The organism is Bacillus pacificus, assembly GCF_020861345.1.
GTDB lineage: Bacteria > Bacillota > Bacilli > Bacillales > Bacillaceae_G > Bacillus_A > Bacillus_A pacificus.
Genome location: NZ_CP086328.1, coordinates 1,373,140 through 1,395,023, shown reverse-complemented (window position 1 = coordinate 1,395,023; position 21,884 = coordinate 1,373,140). Strand labels below are relative to the sequence as shown.

The window sequence follows — 21,884 nt, the reverse complement described above, 5'->3', positions numbered from 1 at the left end:
TTGCTAACTTCACTGCATGTCGGAGTATTAAAGGAAGCCCTTCAAGGCGTTACCCTATCATTTGACTTCTTGGAATGACAGTTCACTGTTGAACTGTAAGTTCGACAATGCCTAAGCTTTTCACTTAGGAACGTGTCGCACCACCTTGTGGATCAATAATTATTGCTGTATTATACGGTTCTCCACCATCAGGATTTCTTTCCATTATAGAAAAAACACCATATACTTCAGACTCTTTACATGCCTCAGCAAACAAGTCTGTTTCTGGCCCAGGGACCGTACATAAAAACTCTTCTGTAGTCCATTTTTTTGTATTAAGCCCTTGCGTACTATATTCTGGAAATACTATCAATTCCAATCCAGGATACCCTGCTTTAGTTGAATGAATTGTTTTTATGATCTGTTTAATTTGTTTATCAATGTCTGCACGTGACTCTACTACCGGTACTGGATATTGTATTAATGCTGCTAAAAAACCACTAATTGGCTTTACCATACTTCCACTACTACCCATTTAAATTCCCCCTTAAAATAGTCCTTGTTTTATTAAAGATAACAATATAAATTTGTAACTCTCTAAAAAACTTGTACTACACATGGAATTATTATGCATTAAAGCTAGTAGTAAATCTTATATCCACTTTTAGTACATGCCTACACTAACTTAACATAAATAATTAGAAAATTCAATCTATTAGAGTTTAGTAAAACTAAAAAAGTGTATGGGAACCCATACACTTTTTACTTCGTTTGTAAATACGGCGGCAATTGTTGTAACTGCTCTTTATCCTTTTCACGCTCTCGACGCGCCCATCGAAAGAACACATAACCAATAATCGTACCGTACACTATTTCCTGGACAATTTTCATAATGATGCCGCCTGTTTGTTGGTCTTGTAAAACAGGCATCCAGTGTAAAAATTCTGGTCCAGTTATATTTAAATCAGATAAAGTTCCCGCTGGTACACATAATTCCATCGCCTTCATCCAAGCAGCTGGATCCGTATACGTTGCAAACAACGGTGCCGTCGCAAAAATAATTAACGCGCAAGCTGGCGTTAATAATATACCATTAGCAAACATATAACCAAGTTTCTTTATATCACTTAACGTTTGATATTCTGGTAATGGATTTAGCATCGGCCACCACATCATGATTGCCGTAAAGAACAATATAGCGAGACAAATAGGATGAGCAATTTGACTTTGTTTTACTGTATCAAAAACAACTGGTAAATGATAAAAAGAAAACAGGCCATTAAATACAAACAATGCGATAAGTGGCTTAGTAAATATCTTCAATATAATTTGAACGAACTTAAAAGAAGTAATATAACGATATAACCAAACTGGTATACCAAGCAACAATAACGGCGGAACGGCAATATACATAACTGCCATTTCAAACATATGTGCACTAAATATAATATGACCAATTAAATCAATAGGCCCTCCCTTTACAAAATACAAAAGAACAATCCCGGTCGTAAAATAAAAAACTTGCTTCTTACTTACCTTCGTCGCATGTTCAAATCGCATTCTATATGGTCCAATAATTAAAAAATATCCAATGAGGATCGAAAGCATAAATAATAAAAAGATTGGACTCCATAGCGCTTGAAAACCAAATATCCACAAGTTACTCATTGTCACACCTACCTTCTTCAGGTTATCTTTTCACATAATATGAAGAGGGAGCTGTGGCAACACAAGCTCCCTCTTCACTTTTCAAATCCACACGATTGTCATAAAAGCTAAAATTGTAATTAACCCGATTAGCAGACCAGAATAAAGAAAGAAACTCGCTGCTTCATGTCCTTTATGACTCATATGCATAAAATAGTACAATTGAAAAATTACTTGTACCACCGCTAATAGTAAAATAAATGGTACTGAGAAAATCGGACTGAAAGTTTTCGGATATGCTACTGCTACAAATGCAACTAATGTTAAAAATATCATTAATGCAAATGTAATAACTTGATGCTTCATTTCCTCCGCACTTTTTCTCTTCCGATAAACAAGATCAACTTTAGGATTATTCGTTTGCTTTATCGCCATTGTTTATCCCACCATTCCCATTAAATATACTACAGTGAAAATAAACACCCAAACTACGTCAATAAAGTGCCAATAAATCGATGCAACATAAAACTTCGGTGCATTGTATAAATTTAGACCTCTCTTCGCATTTCTAAAGATTAATGTTAAAATCCAACACAATCCAAACAATACGTGGAGTCCATGTGTACCAACAAGAGCATAAAACGCAGAACCAAATGCACTACTTCTCATAGTATGCTTAAATTCATGTGTATAATGGTAAAACTCATAGATCTCAAACCCTAAAAACCCTAATCCTAGCAGCACTGTTACCAGTAGCCAAAGTTGCATTTTCTTAAAATTAAAGTTTTTCATATGATACATCGCATATACGCTCGTTAAGCTACTCGTTAATAAAAGCATCGTCATAATGAAAACGAGTGGCATTTGGAACATCTCTTGAGATGTTGGTCCGCCATTTGTAGAATTCTTTAACGCTAAATATGTGCCAAATAAGGAAGCGAACAATACTGTTTCGCCTCCAAGAAATAACCAAAAACCGACAAACTTATTTTTCCCCTCAAGGGTTGCTTTTTCAGGCTCTGCTGGAAATGTTTCATTCGTTAATTTTTCATCTACATGCATTACGCCTTGCCCCCCTTATCTTCTAAATCTTCTTTATGAATATGATATCCATGATCATCAATTACTGAACGTAGGAACATTGTACCAAACGTAATAATTAAACCGATAATTGCTACTAATAACCAAAACTTATCTTTTCCACCCTGCATATACATTGCACCGAATGCCGCTATAAACAATCCTAAAGAAATGATAAATGGTGAAAATGATGGATTTGGCATATGAATATCACCCACTGGTTCCGCCGCTGTCATCTCTTTATTCCCTTCACGTTTTTCAATCCAAAACGGATCTAACCCGCGAACAAATGGTAATTGTTTAAAGTTATATTCTGGTGTAGGTGCTGGCATTGTCCATTCTAATGTACGTCCATCCCACGGATCACGACCAGCCTTTTCTTTTGATACTGTTGTTTTAATTACATTGAATAGAAGAACAATCGTTCCAAGAGCCATAAATACCGCTCCAATAGAACTAATCATATTGCCCATTTCCAACCCTTGACCTTCAAGATATGTGTAGTAACGACGTGGCATACCAATTAAGCCAAGGAAATGCTGAATGAAGAACGTTAAATGGAAACCGATAAAGAATAACCAAAATGTTATCTTTCCTAACGTTTCATTCAATACTTTATTAAACATCAGTGGCCAATAATAATGGGCTCCTGCAAGTAAACCAAATACAACACCACCGACAATTACATAATGAAAGTGAGCTACTACGAAATAGTTATCATGAAATTGATAATCAGCTGGTGCAGATGCTAGCATAACACCTGTAACTCCTCCCATTACGAATGATGGAATGAAGGCTACTGCCCACATCATCGGTGTCGTAAAACGAATACTTCCGCCCCACATTGTAAAGAGCCAGTTGAATATTTTAATACCGGTCGGAACCGCAATCGCCATTGTTGCAACTGAGAAAATAGCATTTGCAACTGGACCAAGCCCAACAGTAAACATATGATGCGCCCATACCATAAACCCTAAAAATCCAATTAATACTGTCGCAAACACCATCGACGAATAACCAAATAATCGTTTTTTCGAAAACGTCGCGAAGATTTCTGAGAATATTCCGAAAGCTGGGAGTATAAGAATGTATACTTCTGGATGACCGAAAATCCAGAATAAGTGCTCCCATATAATTGTATTCCCGCCCAGTGCTGGATTAAAGAAACTTGTTCCAAATAAGCGGTCTAACATTAAAAGTCCTAATCCTACAGTTAACGGCGGAAAAGCAAATAATATTAATGAAGATGTTACAAATGTCGTCCATGTAAACATCGGCATACGCATATACGTCATCCCTGGCGCACGCATATTAATAATGGTTACAAGGAAGTTAATACCTCCAATTAATGTACCTATACCGGAGATTTGCAAGCCAAGCACATAAAAATCAACACCATGGCCTTTAGAGGCTAAAGCTAAAGATGCATAAGATGTCCATCCTGCATCAGGTGCTCCACCTAAAAACCAACTTAAATTTAAAAATACTCCACCAAAGAAAAATAACCAAAATCCGAGTGAATTTAAAAACGGGAACGCTACATCACGTGCACCAATTTGAAGTGGTACAGCGGCGTTCATAAATGCAAACACGAGTGGCATAGCTGCGAGGAAAATCATTGTTGTACCGTGCATAGTTAATACTTGATTATAAGCATCCCCAACAAGAAAAGCGTTGTTAGGAATCGCTAATTGAAGGCGAATAAATAGAGCTTCTATTCCGCCTATTATAAAAAACAATCCACCTGCAATTAAATAGAGAATGGCAATCTTTTTATGGTCTACTGTCGTTAAATAATCCCATATGACAGCACCCATCCCCTGTTTTTTTGCTACAGAACTCACGTTTTCAACCTCCCCTTCGCGAATAATCCCTCTTTACTTTTCAACTTTTAACGTTTGTAAATATGCATTTAATGCATCAATTTGATCGTCTGTTAAGTTGCCATATTTACCAGTCATTTTATTTCCTGGTTTCATATTTTCAGGATCTTTCAGCCATTTTTTTAAGTTTTCTTCATTGTTTTCAGCAATGCCGGCAACTGTATCGCGATCCGCAAAGTTTGCTAAGTTTGGTGCGATACGAGCGGAAGGTGGTCTACTATCATTAGATCCAACTGCGTGACAACCAATACAGCTTTTATTAAATATTTCTTGGCCTTCTTGCGCCTTTGTTGAAGCTACTTCTTTCTTCCCATCAATTTTCTTCATATCAGCAAGCCACTTTTTGTACTCGCTTTCATCTAAAGCTTTCACTTTGAATTGCATTAAAGAATGTGATGGGCCGCAAAATTCTGTACAAAAACCATTATAAGTGCCCGATTTATCTGCCTTTAACCACATTTTGTTTACATTATCTGTATTTGTATCCATTTTCCCAGCTAAAGATGGAACCCAAAACGAATGTTTAATATCGGCACCCTTCAAATTCAAATACACTTTCTTACCTGTGGGGATGACTAAATCTTGAGAAGTTACTATCTTTTCTGATTTATAAGAAAATTCCCACCAATAAAGATTCGCTGTTACATCAACAACGATAGTATCTTTATCAATATTCTTTTTCTCCATCGCACTTACATCAGCAAGTTTGAATGTATATGTAACCGTCGGAACAGCTAAGATTAGCAAAAGAATAATCGGAATAACTGTCCATATAATTTCTAGTTTGTGATTCCCTTCAACTTGCTCCGGAATATAATCTTCCTGACCTTTCTTTTGTCGGAAACGCACAATTACATATAAGAAAATAATAGTAACTACTAGTACTACTCCTACCATGATCGCACTTGCTAGTAAGAGCAGATCGTATTGCATTTTTGCTACTTCTCCTTGCGGAATTAAAGTAGATTGAAAGGCTTTACCGCATCCCCCTAACAGTAAAGCCAGCAGTGAAACGAACGAAAGCAGTCGCCACTGTTTCTTCATACAAACAACCCCCACTTTCCTTGTGAATTAGATTGTACTTTATAGTTAAGTAAAGTAAATCTCAACGTAAAGAAATCCAATTATGTCGTTGTCTTAGAAGAATGTAACTACAATCATTGATACAAATAAGATTGTTAAATAATTTAGGGAATAAACAAACATTTGCACAGACCATTTGATGTCATCTTTCTTACGGAAGCCATAAAAACCTAAAACGATCCATCCGATGTTAAGCAGTGTTGCAATTACCATAAATGTTATCCCTAGTCCACTCATATAAAATGGTAGTGGTAATAAACATACTGTCCAAATCATAATTTGGCGTTTCGTAATTTCAAATCCATGAACTACAGGAAGCATTGGAATTCCTGCGTTTCGATATTCATCAACACGTTTCATTGCTAATGCAAGGAAATGTGGGATTTGCCAAATAAACATAATTAAAAATAACATCCAAGCAATTGGATGGCCTAAAGATGGATCGATTGCTGCCCATCCAATTAAAGGTGGAACTGCACCAGATATACTACCTACAACAGTATTTAGTGTATACTTTCTCTTTGTCCATAAACTATATAGAACAACATATGTGAAAGCACCAATAAATCCCATTAAGACTGCCATTGGTGTTGTTAATAATAAAAATACAAAACCAAGAAGTAATATAACTAGTCCAAATGTAAGTGCAAATCCTGGTTTATACTTTCCAGTAACCGTTGGACGGGTCTTTGTTCTTTCCATTAATGGATCGATGTCTCGATCAATGTAGTTGTTTAAACAACATACCCCTGCCATAACTAATCCAGAACCAACGATTGTAAAGAATAACTTATCCAGATTGTCCATTACACTTAATCCATTAAAGTGTAATGCCAACCAAAATCCTGTAAATACAGTAAGTGTATTTGAGTTTACAATCCCCATTTTAACGAGCGCTTTTAAATCTTGTAACCGAGTTGTTTCCGGTACGCTTGTAACAGCAGACTCATCATGCAGCTCACTTGTTGCATGGTTCATCACTTTAACCCCCTCTTAAAACTTTCATCTTTCTTTTTGCGCCTATTTCAAATTGAAATATTTCGCTTCTATATAGCAATATTATTACAGTAGAAACATTGTTAACCCATTCTACTACTAATCTACGCCCATACTCCAATATATTAAATCATATTTCCCGAACATTTTGTGAAGAAAACATGAACTTTTTGTGTCGAACATAAAAAACTTAATTGTTACTTATCCATATCATAACATGATGTTACCTTCTATAATAAACTTTTTTGTCATATTTAACACGTATTCTCCCCATTTCTTTTCAAAATAGCCTATTTTTCACCTAAAAATTTCCTTATAAACCTTATTTCCACACCCGTTTTCTCTTCCCTGTCTTCCCCCTCCATTTCTTTGCTATTTTATTATTTTTTATATATCATAGGAACTAGCGCGTTTTATTCTATACATAATGGAATGAAAATATTTCGCAATAACTTCATAGCAGAAAGATGGTGAAAGAGATTGCAACGCTTTATTAAATGGTTAGCAGTCATTACGAGTCTTGATTTATTAATAGTTTTATTAGGAGGCGCCTTAGTTACAAAAACAGGCTCTGGCCAAGGATGCGGTAAATCATGGCCACTTTGTAACGGTGAATTTGTTCCATCTAATTTATCAATGGAAACTATTATTGAACTAAGTCATCGCCTTACATCAGGATCAGCAGGAATTCTTGTCACTCTCCTTTGTATTTTGTCCTGGAAATATTATAAACATGTGCGCGAAACAAAAACGTTAGCAATTTTATCCTTCGTATTTTTAGTTGCACAAGCATTAATGGGAGCCGCAGCGGTTGTTTGGGGGCAAATGCCAGCTGTACTTGCTATCCATTTCGGTATTTCCTTAATTTCATTTGCTTCTGTCATTTTATTAACGTGTCTTATCTTTGAAATTGACCAAAAATTTGATGCACGTTCACTTATTATGGACAAAAAAATGAAATTTCATATTTATGGTGTAACAATTTACAGTTATATTGTCGTCTACACAGGGGCTTTAGTACGTCACGAACGAGCTAGCTTAGCCTGTCCAGACTTTCCTTTATGTAGCAAAAATAGACCTATGCCAACTCAATTACATGAATGGGTTCAAATGGGACATAGAGTTGCAGCGATGTTAATTTTCGCTTGGATACTATACGCGATGATTCTCGCTATCCGCCATTACAAACAGCAGCCTGTCGTATACTGGGGATGGATCATCTCATTTATCCTTGTTACACTTCAAGCTATCGTAGGAATTTTAGTCGTATTTACAAATGCTAGTTTATCAATGGCATTATTACATTCACTATTCATTTCTTGCTTGTTTGCTGTACTATGCTATTTAGTTATGTTAGGTACAAGAAGTAAAGTGAATGCAAAAGAAGCTGCATCAACTTCTAAACAAACAAAATAAATGAAAATACCTTGCCCGAATTGGCAAGGTATTTTTTCGTAATAAAAAAGAGCTGTGTTTCCACAACCCTTTTTTATTTTAGTGATCTAATTCAATGAGTAAGTCACCCGTTTGAATTGCATCTCCATCGTTAACATATACTTTTTTCACTTTACCATTAAACGGCGCTTGAACTGTCGTTTCCATTTTCATCGCTTCTGTAATTGCCATAGAATCGCCTTTTTTCACTTCATCGCCTTCTTTTACAACTACTTTAATAACCGTTCCTGGCATTGTTGCGCTAATGTGGTTTGGATTTTCACGGTTTCCTTTCACACGTTGTGCAACTGTCGCTTTCACACTTTCGTCTTTCACAACAATCTCACGTGGTTGACCGTTAAACTCCAAGTAAAGAACTCGATTTCCATCTGGCTGAGGCTCTCCAATTGATACTAGTTTAACCATCAATGTTTTACCTTGTTCAATTTCCACATCGATTTCTTCACCAAGTCTCATACCATAGAAGAAAGTCGGTGTATCAAGCACAGATACATTTCCATAAATCTCAGCAACTTTTTCGTAATCCATAAATACTTTTGGATATAATGCATATGCAACTACATCAAACATCGTCACTTCGCGTCCAAGTTTATGGAATAGCTCTTCTTTTAACGCGTCGAAATCTACTGGTTCTAATAATTCACCTGGTCTTACTGTTAATGGTTCTTTCCCTTTTAAAATAATTTCTTGTAACTTTTTCGGGAAACCACCATATGGTTGTCCTAAATCTCCAGAGAACATTTCAACAACAGATCCTGGGAAGTCCATAGAATGTCCACGCTCTAAAACATCTTGTTCTGTTAAGTGATTTTGAACCATGAATAATGCCATATCACCGACAACTTTAGATGATGGCGTTACTTTAACAATATCACCAAACATGTCATTCACACGGCGGTACATTACTTTCACTTCATCGAAACGATCGCCTAAGCCAACCGCTTTCGCTTGTTGTTGTAAATTACTATACTGTCCGCCTGGCATTTCGTGCATATATACCTCTGTATGAGGAGCATTCATACCACTTTCAAACGGTGCGTAGTATTTACGTACATCTTCCCAGTAATGAGATAATTTTTCTAATGAATCTATATTAACATCTGGCTGTCTTTCGTTTCCACCTAACGCATAGTATAGCGTGTTCGCACTTGGTTGTGACGTTTGACCAGCCATAGAACTTACTGCTACATCGACAATGTCAACACCTGCTTCAATTGCTTTCGTATACGTTAATATACCATTTCCACTCGTATCGTGTGTGTGCAGGTGAATCGGAATCGATACCGTCTCTTTTAATGCTGAAACTAAATCATATGCTGCATTTGGTTTTAGTAAGCCCGCCATATCTTTAATACCTAAAATGTGAGCTCCTGATGCTTCTAATTCTTTTGCTAAATTTTTATAGTAATTTAAATCATATTTACTACGTAACGGATCATGAATATCCCCTGTGTAACACATAGTTGCTTCTGCAATTTTACCAGTATCTCGTACAGCATCAATCGCAACTCTCATACCTTCTACCCAGTTTAAGCTATCAAAAATACGGAACACATCAATTCCAGCTTGAGCAGAACACTCCACAAACTTTTGAATTAAATTATCCGGATAGTTTTTGTAACCAACCGCGTTTGAAGAACGAAGTAACATTTGGAATAAAACATTTGGCATTTTTTCACGAAGATCTAGTAATCGTTCCCACGGATCTTCTTTTAAGAAACGATATGCAACATCAAACGTCGCACCGCCCCACATTTCTGCTGAGAATAAGTTCGGTAACATTCTCGCTGTCGGCTCTGCAATTTGGTGTAAATCTTTTGTACGAATACGCGTTGCAAGTAATGACTGATGCGCATCACGGAATGTTGTATCCGTTAAAAGTACACGTTTTTGATCTTGTACCCATTTTACTAATCCGTCTGCTCCACGCTCATCCAAAATTTGTTTCGTTCCATTTTGGATTGGCTCTGAGTGTAATACATTCGGTATACGAGCATCTGGGAAAATTGGTTTCTCTTTTTTCCCTACTCCTGGGAAGCCATTTACTGTTACTGTCCCGATGTAATTTAACATTTTCGTTCCTCGGTCTTTACGTTTCGAGAACAAGAATAGTTCAGGTGACGCATCAATAAATGAAGTGTCATATTCCCCTGATAAGAAGTTTTTATGTTTTACTACATTCTCTAGGAATGGAATATTCGTTTTAATACCACGAATACGGAATTCTTTTAAGTTACGTTCCATTTTTGCAGCAGCTTGTTCAAAAGTAAGCGCCCATGTTGTAACTTTTACAAGTAAAGAATCATAGTACGGTGTAATAACAGCACCTTGGAAACTATTACCTGTATCAAGACGAACTCCAAAGCCACCACCTGATCGATATGCCATAATTTTTCCTGTATCCGGCATGAAATTATTTAGTGGATCCTCAGTCGTTACTCGAGATTGTATTGCAAATCCATGTACAACAACTTCCTCTTGCTTTGGAACACCTACCAATTTGCTATGTAATGCATGTCCATCAGCTATTAAAATTTGTGATTGAACGATATCGACTCCTGTAATCATTTCTGTAATTGTATGTTCTACTTGAACACGCGGATTTACTTCAATGAAATAGAAATTATCATCTTTTACAAGAAATTCAACTGTTCCTGCGTTTAAATAATTTACATTTTTCGTTAATTTCACAGCAGCATCACAAATACGCTGACGCAAATCATCTGAAAGCGACACACTAGGTGCAATTTCTACTACTTTTTGATGACGACGTTGTACAGAACAGTCTCGCTCGTATAAATGAACAACATTGCCCTCTTCATCTGCTAAAATTTGAACTTCTATATGTTTAGGTTTTTCAACGAATTTTTCTACGTATACTTCATCATTACCAAAGGCTGCTTTCGCTTCTGACTTTGCTCGATTATACGATTCTCTTAATTCTTCACTAGTACGTACAATACGCATACCACGACCGCCACCGCCAAGGGAAGCTTTAATAATAATCGGGTAATCATACTTTTCAGCAAATTCTTCGACTTCTTCTAATGAATCTACTGGCCCATCACTACCAGGAATAACTGGAATTTGTGCTAGCTGCGCTTGTGTTCTTGCTTTTACTTTATCTCCAAACATATCTAAATGCTTACTTTTTGGACCGATAAAGATAATCCCTTCTTCTTCACAACGTTTTGCGAATTGAATATTTTCTGACAAGAAACCATATCCAGGGTGGATTGCATCTACATGATTACTTTTCGCAATCTCAATAATGCCCTCAATATCTAGATAAGCATCAATTGGCTTTTTTCCTTCCCCAACTAAATAGGATTCATCGGCTTTATAACGATGATAAGAACCACTATCCTCTTTAGAATAGATTGCAACTGTTTTTAATCCCAGTTCCGAACAAGCTCGAAACACACGAATTGCAATCTCTCCACGGTTAGCTACCAATACTTTTTGAATACGTTGCAGCTTTGTCATGATTTTCCCCCTCTACTTTCCTACCACTCTAGAGATAAAATATATACACACCATAAAGAGCGTGAAGTTCTTCACTTTCTACATTATATTATACTTAGAAAGCTTCACTTTATTTTTATCCATCATACCTTATTTTTTAACAAATGATAAGTTTTCTGAGCAATTTGTCTCACAAAAATAGTATAGCATACCTCTTCCTTTTCTAACAACTTAATTGTATATCACTTTTGGATTAATGTGATATACCCTTTTACCTGAAAGAGAAATTAATACATCACATTTAAAAACTACTTAAAAATAAAAAAACACATCATGCTCTAAAGCACAATGTGTTTTATTTTACAACTACAAGACGTGGTCCATCTTGTTCTCTTTCTTTCATTTCCTCATTTTGCTGTTTCTCTTGTCGTTTCACATGACTAGCAATATTTAATAATATACCCATCGAGATCAGATTAGCCAACAAGGAACTACCGCCATAACTAATAAACGGTAAAGGTACTCCTGTAAGCGGTATTAATCCTGACATACCACCAACATTAACAAAAGTTTGTATGCCAATTAAACTTGCAATTCCGATTGCAATTAAACTTCCAAATGGATCTTTACATTTTTGTGCTACTCTAAACGAACGAATAATAATAAGTAATAAACAGATTAAAATGATAGCTACACCTATAAAACCTAGTTCTTCAGATATAATTGCCATAATGAAATCCGTTTGCGGCTCTGGTAAGTAGCCATACTTTTGTATACTATTCCCTAATCCTCTACCATTTAACCCACCTGAGGCAATTCCAATAAACGAATTAACTAATTGGAATCCATCATTTTGAGGATCGTTAAATGGATCAAGAAAAACTGAAAATCGAGCTTTTTGGTAAGCTTTCAATTTATAACTCCCAATAAAATACAATGCTGGAATCCATATGATAGAAGTTAAAAAGAATCTTTTTATCCACAAGTTAACATTAACTCCTGAGCAGAAGAACATAATTAACACTGTTCCACCTATTAATAGGTCAGTCCCTAAGTCCTTTTGTAATAAAATTAATACCATCGATCCACCGACAACAGCTATAGGGGGGATAATCCCTTGTAAAAAAGGAGTTTGCCTCTCTTGTTTCTTAGCAAAAAAACTTGCTAGCGTAATAATAACAGCTATTTTAGCAAACTCGGCAGGTTGTATACCCAGTATCCATCCTTTTGCACCATTGATTTCCTTACCGAAAAGATAGGCTGCTGCTAGTAAGACAAGACTCCCTAGCCCCATCGCAGCTAGAACCATTCCTTTCCTCCAAAATTTGTAAGGAATTATAACAACAATCACTAGTATTACCGTCCCAATAGCAAGGGCCAATAATTGTTTTTTAAAAAAGTAATCTGCTGGCCAGTTATATCTTGACGAAATCGCAACAATGGAACTAGAACTATATACCATTATAACTCCCAACACACATAAGATAACAAGAGGAAGTAATAATGAATAATCCATTGATTTCCATACTCTTTTCATTTCATTTCCTCTCTCTGTTTCAATTTAATTATTGTTGTATTCCATATGTACATTGATTCTTCCTGCTTTATTATACAAATAAAAAGCTCAAACTTTTTCAGTTTGAGCCCCCTTATTTGAACCCGTTATTGTTGTTTGTTTGTAAATGCTTCATGAAGTGCAGATAACTCACGTTCAAGCTCTCCTAACATTGCTTTCCCTTGTTCTTCTGAAATAAGACCAAGGCGAACTGCAAAATCGACTTCGCGGGATAGTCCAAACATTTGTGTGTCTAACACTTCTTCATATAATGGACATTGCGGCATTGTAAGATGGTCCATTTGCACCTTAATAAGTCTTAAAATCTTCTCCGCATCCGCTTGTAGAAGGGCTAGTGCCTTTTCCTGATGATTTGATACTGTCTCAGACGCCAAATTGATTCCCTCCGTTTCCGTCCTACTCTCTCCTATCTATTAATATTAGCGATAGTTTTAATAAATTGCAATAGAAACATTTTTTGTGACAATAGTGTCTAATACTATTATACTGAAAAGTGGGAGTATAACACAAATGGGGGAACAACAATGAGCGAAATTTTATTTATTAATGGAAAAGTTCGTTTTCCAATCACTATCGATCCAACCGTTTGGATCTTTGATGATCGAAAAGTAGATTTGACAACTTACTTTGATGAAACGAGAGAAAACACTTCAGAACTAGAAGCTTATTTAAAAAACACTTCGGAACATTGGGATCGCGAAATCCGTGATGGTGCTGCTTTCCCGCCGATACAACAAAGTGTAAAGAAATTTAAAAAAGAACAGCTAATTACTGGAACGTTCGGTATACCATTTCAACCTTTTCTTGCTAACGCCGAAATTTCAGATGACGCTACGCAAGTCGAGATCGAAACAGTAGATGATACAATAACGCTTCCATTAGAAACTGTCAAACATGCTATTCTTGGTTTTTCAAAAGAAGGAAAACCATTAAAAGAAGATGGACCTGTTCATTTATATTACAATGATGGATCTAATAGACAAAATCCAATCCGTAACATCCGCAAATTTACAATTATTTAAAGAAAAGGAGTGAGCTTCAGCTCACTCCTTTTTATAATAAATCTGCTGCTAGTTGAGCTAAATTAGATCGCTCCCCTTTTACAAATTTCACATGACCACTAATACGTTGCTCTTTAAATTTCTCTACAACATATGTTAAACCGTTATTATACTCATCCAAATACGGATGATCAATTTGCTGAGGATCTCCCATTAATACGATCTTACTTTTTTCTCCTACCCTCGTTAGTATCGTTTTCACTTCATGCTTCGTTAAATTTTGTGCTTCGTCAATTATAATGAATTGATCTGGAATACTTCTCCCGCGTATATACGTAAGAGCTTCTACTTCTATCGAACCCATTCCAGCTAAAATAGCATCTAACTCTCCTGGTTTTTTCGTATTAAATAAATACTCTAGATTATCAAAAATCGGTTGCATCCACGGTCTTAACTTTTCTTCTTTTTCTCCCGGTAAATAACCGATATCTTTCCCAACTGGAACAATTGGCCGTGCAACGAGTAGTTTTTTATATAACCCTAAATCTTCCGTTTGCATGAGCCCCGAAGCTAAAGCTAGTAATGTCTTTCCTGTACCAGCTTTCCCTGTTAGCGTGACTAGCGGAATATCTTCACGAAGCAACAATTCTAATCCCATAATTTGCTGCACATTTCGTGGTCGTATTCCCCATACTTGTTCATTATGAAAAATAAGTTTCTTTACCTTTTTACCTAAATGATCCACAATACCTAGTGCTGAACTAGATCCACCTAACGCATCTTTCATTACTACAAACTGATTTGGATAAAAAGGATGATTTGCAATTTCGGATAAAGGCAATTCGCCTTTTTCATAAAAATAATCCAATTGTTCTTTTGATATATATCCTTCTAAAAATCCTGAATATATATTTTCCACTTCAATAACCCGATCACTTAAATAATCTTCCGCCTTTAAACCTATTGCATCTGCTTTTACCCTTACGAGCACGTCTTTACTTACTAAAATAACAGACTTCCCGTCCTCTTTTTCTTGTTCTTCTAAAGATAGATTTTTTGCTACAGCTAAAATTCGATTATCATTTGTTTTTTCTACAAAAATATCTTGTAGTTGGACAAACGAACGATGATTTAATTCAATACGAAATGTACCGCCGTTTTCTAGCGGAATACTTTCATGCAGTTTTCCTATTTCACGAAATTTGTCTATTAACTTAGATACATAACGAGCGTTTCGTCCTACTTCATCCATATAACGTTTTTTCGAATCAACCTCTTCTAATACAACTGCTGGAATCACTACTTCATTGGTTTCAAATGAAAAAATAGATAAAGGATCCTGCAAAAGTACATTCGTATCTAACACATAAATTTTATCCAACCTGTTACCCCCTGACTCCACTTTTAAATTTGTAGAACAAGGGTTTCATCCATAAAATATGGACGAACCATTGTTATAATTATATGTACCGTATAAACGAGGTAGAATCGAAATTTATAGCCATTAAACCTTTTATTTATTTTTTATTCATTTCTATTCAATATATTACTTTTAATTATAATTATTAACATAAAATCACAATAAGTAATTACAAAAGTTAATAACTGACTTTCTTATTTATCACATTTATAATTCTTTCATTCCTACTAACACCTGGTTATCGAGCTTTTTAGCTGCACGAAGATCATACGTTTTTTCATATGTTGGTTCAATTGCAAGTTTTGCACCATAAAACATAACATCACGTACTTCTTGTACATTTACTTCTATTACAGTCAATTTTAAAGGAATGCCTTCCATTCTATCAGTCAAAATTTCACCTGCACCACTTATGGAAAATACGGATTCATTCGCCATTATAGTCAATACCACTCCAGTACTATGTCTTATATTTTCCACAATACGTGAACGTTGATCTACTGCAAATCGAATACTAGTTTTACTCACTGCATACACCCAAGAAATAGCACTTACGTTAGGAACTTGTTTTTCAAAATCTGTTGTTGCTACCATAACAATACACTCTTTACGTAACGTTTGTACTAAATCATCCGTTAATGTGGGCTCTACTACATTCGCCATATTTCCACCTCCAAATATACTTCATATATCCTTATCATAACCTATTTTTTGAATTGCGAAAATATTATTTTTTCCCGCTATTATTCAAAAACATTACACTTCCATGATATACTTATACTGATAGAATTCGTATTGAGGTGACGAAATGAGAGTCAAATGTATGATTTGTGATAAAAAAGATATGTTAGATGATGAAAATCCTATGGCAAAAAAACTGCGTAATCGCCCTATTCATACATATATGTGCATGGAATGTTCGGAACGAATTGCTGAACGTACGATGGAACGTCATGCAAGTGGTAATTTTCGATTATATCGTGATAAAAAAGTCGAAGACGATTGGTAAAATATAAATAAGTCCTTTATCAATATGATAAAGGACTTATTTATATTTTTCAGGTTCGCGATTCATTTGATCCAAAAAACAATCAATAGCTTCTAATGGAAACCTTGCAGATTTTCTTTCTCCATTTATTTCATATGTAACTATATACATTTCCTCGTTCTTCTTAACTTCCACATTTCTCAATTTATGTTCTTCATATATCATATTTTGAAATAACAAATACGTTTCTTTTGCAGCACTATCATCCGGACGTGCTTCGGCAACTGTTTTAATTGTTAACCAATTATATAACGCATCTTGTACGGAACGCATAAAGCTTCCCCCCTCATCCTGCTTTTTGTTGTCTTGCTTGACGTAATCTCAACCTATAAATCCCAAGTACAATTGCTGCTACAACAAGCCCCTCTCCAACAGGTAAAAAAACTGCAAAGAAAGTTAACACTGTACACCCAATCGCTAACGATATATATATCACTATATTTTTTATTATAGATAGCTTTCTTGCAAAACCTAAATTATACACAAGTGCACTTAATATAATAATGACGCCATACAGTAACCACATCCCTAGTTCTGGATTTTCATCAACTTTACATAACTTCGCAAAAAACGACATTCTTTCTAACACTATTTATCCCCCTTCCTCATAAATCAAACCATTTTTCTTTATGTACTTAATACAAGAGTAACCTGTGAAAAAAATACTGTCCACAAAAAGAGTAAATATTCTAAAAAATAAACATAAAAAAACAGCTACCTTAATTAAAGGTAGCTGTTTTACTATTTTACGCTTCTACAGATTTCTTTTTCTTAGCAGCTCTTTCACGTTCGCTCTTATCAAGAATCTTTTTACGTAAACGAATGGATTCTGGAGTTACTTCACAGAACTCGTCATCGTTTAAGTACTCTAATGATTCTTCTAAAGTCATTAAGCGTGGTTTTTTCATTGTTGAAGTTTGATCTTTCGTCGCAGAACGAATGTTAGTTTGTTGTTTCATTTTCACAACGTTAACTGTTAAGTCATTCTCACGAGTGTGTTCTCCGACAATCATACCAGCATATACTTCTGTACCTGGTTCAACGAAGATTACACCACGGTCTTCAACTTGCATAATACCGTATTGTGATGCTTTTCCTGTTTCAAGTGAAACTAGAACACCTTGACGACGTCCACCAACTTGTCCAGCGTGTACTGGTTGGTAGCAATCGAATGTATGGTTTAAAATACCGTAACCACGAGTTAATGTTAAGAATTCTGTTGTGTAACCAATTAAACCACGTGCTGGAACCATGAAAGTAAGGCGAACTTGACCGTTTCCGTTATTCACCATATCTAACATTTCACCTTTACGTGCACCCATAGATTCCATAATAGAACCAGTGTATTCTTCAGGTACATCGATTTGTACACGCTCTACAGGCTCACATCTTACGCCATCAACTTCTTTAATAATTACTTCTGGCTTAGATACTTGTAGTTCATAACCTTCACGACGCATGTTTTCAATTAAGATAGATAAATGTAGTTCCCCACGTCCAGATACGATCCATGCATCAGGAGACTCTGTATTATCTACACGTAAACTTACATCTGTTTCTAATTGTGAACGAAGACGCTCTTCAATTTTACGAGATGTAATGTATTTACCTTCACGACCTGCAAATGGACTGTTATTTACAAGGAACGTCATTTGTAGTGTTGGCTCATCAATACGTAATAATGGTAACGCATCTTGATGTTCAACTGGGCATACTGTTTCACCAACGTTAATGTCTTCCATACCAGAAACAGCTACTAAGTCTCCAGCTTTTGCTTCTTCAATTTCTTGACGTTTTAATCCCATGTAACCAAATAATTTTGTTACGCGGAATTGTTTTACGCTTCCGTCTACTTTCATTAAAGCAACTTGTTGTCCAACCTTCATTGTACCGCGGAATACGCGTCCAACTCCAATACGTCCAACATAGTCGTTGTAATCAAGAAGTGCTACTTGGAATTGAAGTGGCTCTTCGCTGTTATCAATTGGTGCAGGAATATGTTCAATAATTGTATCAAATAATGATTTCATATTCTCTTCTTGATTTGCTGGGTTTGAATCTAAGCTTGCTGTTCCGTTCATTGCTGATGCAAATACAACTGGGAACTCTAATTGATCTTCGTTTGCACCAAGTTCGATGAATAAGTCAATTACTTCATCAACTACTTCATCAGGGCGAGCGAAGTCACGGTCAATTTTATTTACAACTACGATTGGAGTTAAGTTTTGCTCAAGAGCTTTCTTTAAAACAAATCGTGTTTGTGGCATACAACCTTCATATGCATCAACAACAAGTAAAACACCATCAACCATTTTCATAATACGTTCTACTTCTCCACCGAAGTCAGCGTGACCTGGTGTATCTAAAATGTTAATTCTTTTATCTTCATAGTGAATCGCAGTATTTTTCGCTAAAATTGTAATACCGCGCTCTCTTTCTAGATCATTTGAATCCATTGCGCGCTCTTCAACGTGTTCGTTCGCACGGAAAGTCCCCGCTTGACGTAATAACTGGTCAACAAGTGTTGTTTTACCATGGTCAACGTGGGCAATAATTGCTATATTACGTAAATCTTGTCGTTTTTTCAACATGTCCAACTCCTAATGTCTTTTTAATCCTTCTCTATTATAAGAGCGAAGGGGATACAATAGCAATTAAAATAAAATCAAGAATGAAAATATAGTTGTATTCTTACTTTTGTGAAAGTAAAATGAGATTGGAGGGTGAAGAAATGGAACACATTCAATATCGCTTTTTATTAACTGCAATTATCGGTGTTATTTTCTTAATCGGTATCGGCATTATGATTGCTGAAAATAGTCCAATCGGTATTATTATTTGCATTATCGGCACATTTGTTACAGTTGGATACGGTTTTGTAACAAAAAGAAAAATGCGTAAATCGCAATAACGTCAAAAAGTAAGAAGCCTGTATACAGCCTCTTACTTTTTTTGTTACTTGGATATAAACGATAACACTTCTTCATACACCCCTGGCTTCGCAACTAATACGCTACTCTTCTCTACGATAGAAAGTGGCGCTCCGGAGAATGTTGTTACCTTGCCTCCAACTTCCTCTACAATTATCTGTCCCCCACCAAAGTCCCATGGTGATAATCTAGGCGTTACATATGCATCGATTCTTCCAGTTGCAACGTATACCATCTCTAATGCTGCACAGCCATATGATCTCGTGCCTCTTGCTTTCTTAACAAGTGCCATCATACTTTCCATATTAAGCAATGGATTGTCGGTAAGCCATATCGCATTTAAAGCTACAATACCTTGCTCTACAGTACCTTTTTGTAATAAAGGTATTGGTACTTCATTACAAAATGCTCCAGCCCCTTTTAACGCATGATATAATTCATCATGAACTGGATCATAAATAAGTCCAATCTTTCCGATACCGTTCTCATAAATTCCAATTGAAATTGCAAAATTTCTTTTTTGGTGAACAAAGTTCATCGTGCCGTCAATTGGATCAATTAACCAAACAACCCCGTCAGAAGAAGTTACCTCGTCTCCATAGCCCTCTTCACCTAAAATATGATGATGTGGGAATGTTTCTTTAATTTTCCCAATTAAAAACTGCTCTATTTCTCGGTCCATATTTGTTACTAAATCAGCTGCATTTGATTTTGTTTCTATAATAAGTGCTTTTTTCATTGATGCCATTAAACGCTCTCCCGCATCCCGAATCCACTGTTTGGCGTGTGCATCGATGTCTTTCCATACTTCTTGCATGTTTAAACACTCCGATCTATACTGTTCACAGAAAAAACGAACCCTTTATAAGGTTCGCACCAACTAATTTTTTATACATATACTATTATTACGCTTCTAAACGAATCATTTCAAGTCTTAACACTTCTAACTTTTGTACACACTCTTCTTTTTTCTGTTTATCATTTTCCATCATCGCATCATATAAAGTCGCTAATTCATAATCTAGCTCCAAACGTAGCACCGGTATTCTCTTTTCAGCATCTGTTCTCTTTAACGCATTAATCACCTGTCTCATATTATTTGCCTCCTCCCAATATTCGTCTGCCCTCGGACTAGAATTGATTCAATTTTCTGATTTTTTGTTTTATACTATACTATGTTGGATAAATCATCTATGCAACAAAATTATATTTTTTTATTTAAATTTTTTTGTGCTGTTTTTTTTATGAATAGTACAAGCTATGCTAAAATAAAAGCAAAATAGGAGTTGGAGGAACAATCATGACACTACAAACATTCAAATCAACTGATTTTGAGGTCTTTACAGTTGATGGTCTCGAAGAACGAATGAGTGCAATTAAAACGAACATTCATCCTAAGCTAGAAGCTTTAGGGGAACAGTTTGCAGCGTATTTATCCAAACAAACTGATGAGAACTTTTTTTATCATGTAGCAAAACACGCACGTCGCAAAGTCAATCCACCAAACGATACTTGGGTTGCTTTTTCAACAAATAAACGCGGATATAAAATGCTACCACATTTCCAAATTGGATTATGGGGTACTCATGCCTTCATATACTTTGGTTTAATCTATGAGTGTCCACAAAAAGTGGAGACGGCTCACGCCTTCTTAGAACATATAAATGATTTAAAAACAAATATTCCAAATGACTTCGTTTGGTCCATTGACCATACTAAACCAAGTGTAAAATTACATAAAACACTTGAAACAAATGATTTACAAAAGATGATTGAACGTCTAGCTACTGTGAAAAAAGCAGAATTATTAGTTGGTATTCATATATCACCAGAGGAGTTTTCAGCAATGACCAACGAACAATTCCTTGCTAAGATTGAATCTACGATGCAATCACTCCTTCCTTTATATGCACTTTGTAATCGATAGTAGAAAACGGACAATTTATATTGTCCGTTTTTAGTTGTTATCACATTATATCACTTCAGTTTTTATTTTTCAAAATATTTTTTACATTTTCACAAGCTTTTCTTCTTCAATTTCTTTAGCCTTCTGAATCGCACGGTATATAGAATATCCACTTACTTCTTGAAACTCTTTATCAATTTTCTTTTCTTCTGCTTTCGATGGAACAATCTCTTTAAAACGACGATATAAACCCATTAATTCTTCTCTTACAATTCCTTTTTCATATGCTTTCTCAATCGCTTCATAAAACTTCACAATTGTAACCATTTCCTCATTTGACCAATCATAATCTAACGGATATTGATATTCCATTTCGCACCTCATTTATCATTTCTTCTTATTTCAATACGCTATC

At 35.6% G+C, this 21,884-nt stretch carries 22 protein-coding genes and 1 pseudogene; 5 read left to right on the top strand and 18 right to left on the bottom strand.

Going from position 1 to position 21,884, the window contains the following annotated elements:
• Positions 1-142 precede the first annotated feature (142 nt).
• The 7 genes and pseudogenes from LMD38_RS07420 to ctaB form a co-directional block, all read right to left on the bottom strand.
• Positions 143-514: pseudogene (locus LMD38_RS07420) on the bottom strand (nitrilase-related carbon-nitrogen hydrolase); the annotation flags it as partial.
• A 227-nt stretch (positions 515-741) separates the two neighbouring features.
• Positions 742-1,647 (bottom strand): cytochrome c oxidase assembly factor CtaG, encoded by a 906-nt coding sequence (ctaG, locus tag LMD38_RS07415; protein WP_000069015.1) that lies wholly within the window; start codon positions 1,645-1,647, stop codon positions 742-744.
• 81 nt (positions 1,648-1,728) lie between these two features.
• A complete protein-coding gene (gene ctaF, locus LMD38_RS07410) occupies positions 1,729-2,061 on the bottom strand; it encodes a cytochrome c oxidase subunit IVB (protein ID WP_000985700.1) in 333 nt (110 codons plus the stop codon).
• Positions 2,062-2,064: 3 nt separating this feature from the next.
• Entirely contained in the window at positions 2,065-2,688 is a 624-nt protein-coding gene (gene ctaE / locus LMD38_RS07405) for a cytochrome c oxidase subunit III (RefSeq protein WP_000557861.1), read from the bottom strand.
• Entirely contained in the window at positions 2,688-4,523 is a 1,836-nt protein-coding gene (gene ctaD, locus LMD38_RS07400; RefSeq protein WP_011040617.1) for a cytochrome c oxidase subunit I, read from the bottom strand. The genes ctaE and ctaD overlap by 1 nt, the downstream gene beginning before the upstream one ends.
• A gap of 60 nt (positions 4,524-4,583) precedes the next feature.
• Complete coding sequence (coxB, locus tag LMD38_RS07395; protein ID WP_000745271.1) at positions 4,584-5,633, bottom strand: cytochrome c oxidase subunit II; 1,050 nt, start codon at positions 5,631-5,633, stop codon at positions 4,584-4,586.
• Between the two features lie 93 nt (positions 5,634-5,726).
• Positions 5,727-6,650, bottom strand: coding sequence for a protoheme IX farnesyltransferase (gene ctaB, locus LMD38_RS07390; protein WP_001015058.1), 924 nt, complete (start codon positions 6,648-6,650; stop codon positions 5,727-5,729).
• Between the two features lie 498 nt (positions 6,651-7,148).
• Between ctaB and ctaA the strand changes: the two genes are divergently transcribed.
• Positions 7,149-8,084 carry a heme A synthase gene (gene ctaA, locus LMD38_RS07385; protein WP_001188737.1) on the top strand — a complete coding sequence of 312 codons (936 nt, stop codon included), beginning with the start codon at positions 7,149-7,151 and terminating at the stop codon, positions 8,082-8,084.
• A gap of 78 nt (positions 8,085-8,162) precedes the next feature.
• Here the strand turns inward: ctaA and pyc are convergent, their stop codons facing one another.
• From pyc to LMD38_RS07370, 3 genes are all read right to left on the bottom strand, one after another.
• Positions 8,163-11,609 carry a pyruvate carboxylase gene (gene pyc, locus LMD38_RS07380; protein WP_000164051.1) on the bottom strand — a complete coding sequence of 1,149 codons (3,447 nt, stop codon included), beginning with the start codon at positions 11,607-11,609 and terminating at the stop codon, positions 8,163-8,165.
• A gap of 334 nt (positions 11,610-11,943) precedes the next feature.
• Positions 11,944-13,125: a putative lipid II flippase FtsW gene (ftsW, locus tag LMD38_RS07375; RefSeq protein WP_000832785.1), complete on the bottom strand. Its 1,182-nt coding sequence runs from the start codon at positions 13,123-13,125 to the stop codon at positions 11,944-11,946.
• Between the two features lie 125 nt (positions 13,126-13,250).
• The gene (locus LMD38_RS07370; protein WP_000135697.1) at positions 13,251-13,538 is read right to left on the bottom strand and encodes an Fpa/YlaN family protein; all 288 of its coding nucleotides are present in this window, start codon (positions 13,536-13,538) and stop codon (positions 13,251-13,253) included.
• A 150-nt stretch (positions 13,539-13,688) separates the two neighbouring features.
• On the opposite strand from LMD38_RS07370, the gene LMD38_RS07365 reads away from it, so the two are divergent.
• The gene (locus LMD38_RS07365) at positions 13,689-14,186 is read left to right on the top strand and encodes a molybdopterin-binding protein (RefSeq protein WP_001289788.1); all 498 of its coding nucleotides are present in this window, start codon (positions 13,689-13,691) and stop codon (positions 14,184-14,186) included.
• A 31-nt stretch (positions 14,187-14,217) separates the two neighbouring features.
• Here LMD38_RS07365 and LMD38_RS07360 read toward each other — a convergent pair whose 3' ends face one another.
• Entirely contained in the window at positions 14,218-15,546 is a 1,329-nt protein-coding gene (locus LMD38_RS07360; RefSeq protein ID WP_000358083.1) for a PhoH family protein, read from the bottom strand.
• Between the two features lie 246 nt (positions 15,547-15,792).
• A complete protein-coding gene (locus tag LMD38_RS07355; protein WP_016718389.1) occupies positions 15,793-16,248 on the bottom strand; it encodes a pyridoxamine 5'-phosphate oxidase family protein in 456 nt (151 codons plus the stop codon).
• 145 nt (positions 16,249-16,393) lie between these two features.
• Here LMD38_RS07355 and LMD38_RS07350 point away from each other — a divergent pair, with 145 nt between their 5' ends.
• On the top strand, positions 16,394-16,594 hold the full coding sequence (locus tag LMD38_RS07350; RefSeq protein ID WP_001995040.1) for a YlaI family protein: 201 nt from the start codon (positions 16,394-16,396) through the stop codon (positions 16,592-16,594).
• A 36-nt stretch (positions 16,595-16,630) separates the two neighbouring features.
• On the opposite strand, the gene LMD38_RS07345 is transcribed toward LMD38_RS07350, so the two are convergent.
• The 3 genes from LMD38_RS07345 to typA all read right to left on the bottom strand — a co-directional run bounded on the left by LMD38_RS07345 (position 16,631) and on the right by typA (position 19,224).
• A complete protein-coding gene (locus LMD38_RS07345) occupies positions 16,631-16,906 on the bottom strand; it encodes a hypothetical protein (RefSeq protein ID WP_061183950.1) in 276 nt (91 codons plus the stop codon).
• Positions 16,907-16,919: 13 nt separating this feature from the next.
• On the bottom strand, positions 16,920-17,222 hold the full coding sequence (locus LMD38_RS07340; RefSeq protein ID WP_000893666.1) for a YlaH-like family protein: 303 nt from the start codon (positions 17,220-17,222) through the stop codon (positions 16,920-16,922).
• Between the two features lie 157 nt (positions 17,223-17,379).
• Positions 17,380-19,224 carry a translational GTPase TypA gene (gene typA / locus LMD38_RS07335; protein WP_000914763.1) on the bottom strand — a complete coding sequence of 615 codons (1,845 nt, stop codon included), beginning with the start codon at positions 19,222-19,224 and terminating at the stop codon, positions 17,380-17,382.
• A gap of 140 nt (positions 19,225-19,364) precedes the next feature.
• Between typA and LMD38_RS07330 the strand changes: the two genes are divergently transcribed.
• A complete protein-coding gene (locus tag LMD38_RS07330; protein WP_000400127.1) occupies positions 19,365-19,544 on the top strand; it encodes a DUF5325 family protein in 180 nt (59 codons plus the stop codon).
• A 44-nt stretch (positions 19,545-19,588) separates the two neighbouring features.
• Here the strand turns inward: LMD38_RS07330 and LMD38_RS07325 are convergent, their stop codons facing one another.
• Together LMD38_RS07325 and LMD38_RS07320 are read right to left on the bottom strand one after the other, a co-directional pair.
• Complete coding sequence (locus LMD38_RS07325) at positions 19,589-20,380, bottom strand: inositol monophosphatase family protein (protein ID WP_001158698.1); 792 nt, start codon at positions 20,378-20,380, stop codon at positions 19,589-19,591.
• A gap of 88 nt (positions 20,381-20,468) precedes the next feature.
• Positions 20,469-20,657, bottom strand: a complete 189-nt coding sequence (locus tag LMD38_RS07320; protein ID WP_001250168.1) for a hypothetical protein — start codon at positions 20,655-20,657, stop codon at positions 20,469-20,471.
• Between the two features lie 206 nt (positions 20,658-20,863).
• On the opposite strand from LMD38_RS07320, the gene LMD38_RS07315 reads away from it, so the two are divergent.
• The gene (locus LMD38_RS07315) at positions 20,864-21,490 is read left to right on the top strand and encodes a YktB family protein (RefSeq protein WP_000175082.1); all 627 of its coding nucleotides are present in this window, start codon (positions 20,864-20,866) and stop codon (positions 21,488-21,490) included.
• A gap of 81 nt (positions 21,491-21,571) precedes the next feature.
• Here LMD38_RS07315 and LMD38_RS07310 read toward each other — a convergent pair whose 3' ends face one another.
• Positions 21,572-21,841 carry a UPF0223 family protein gene (locus LMD38_RS07310; protein WP_000456556.1) on the bottom strand — a complete coding sequence of 90 codons (270 nt, stop codon included), beginning with the start codon at positions 21,839-21,841 and terminating at the stop codon, positions 21,572-21,574.
• Between the last annotated feature and the right edge of the window lie 43 nt (positions 21,842-21,884).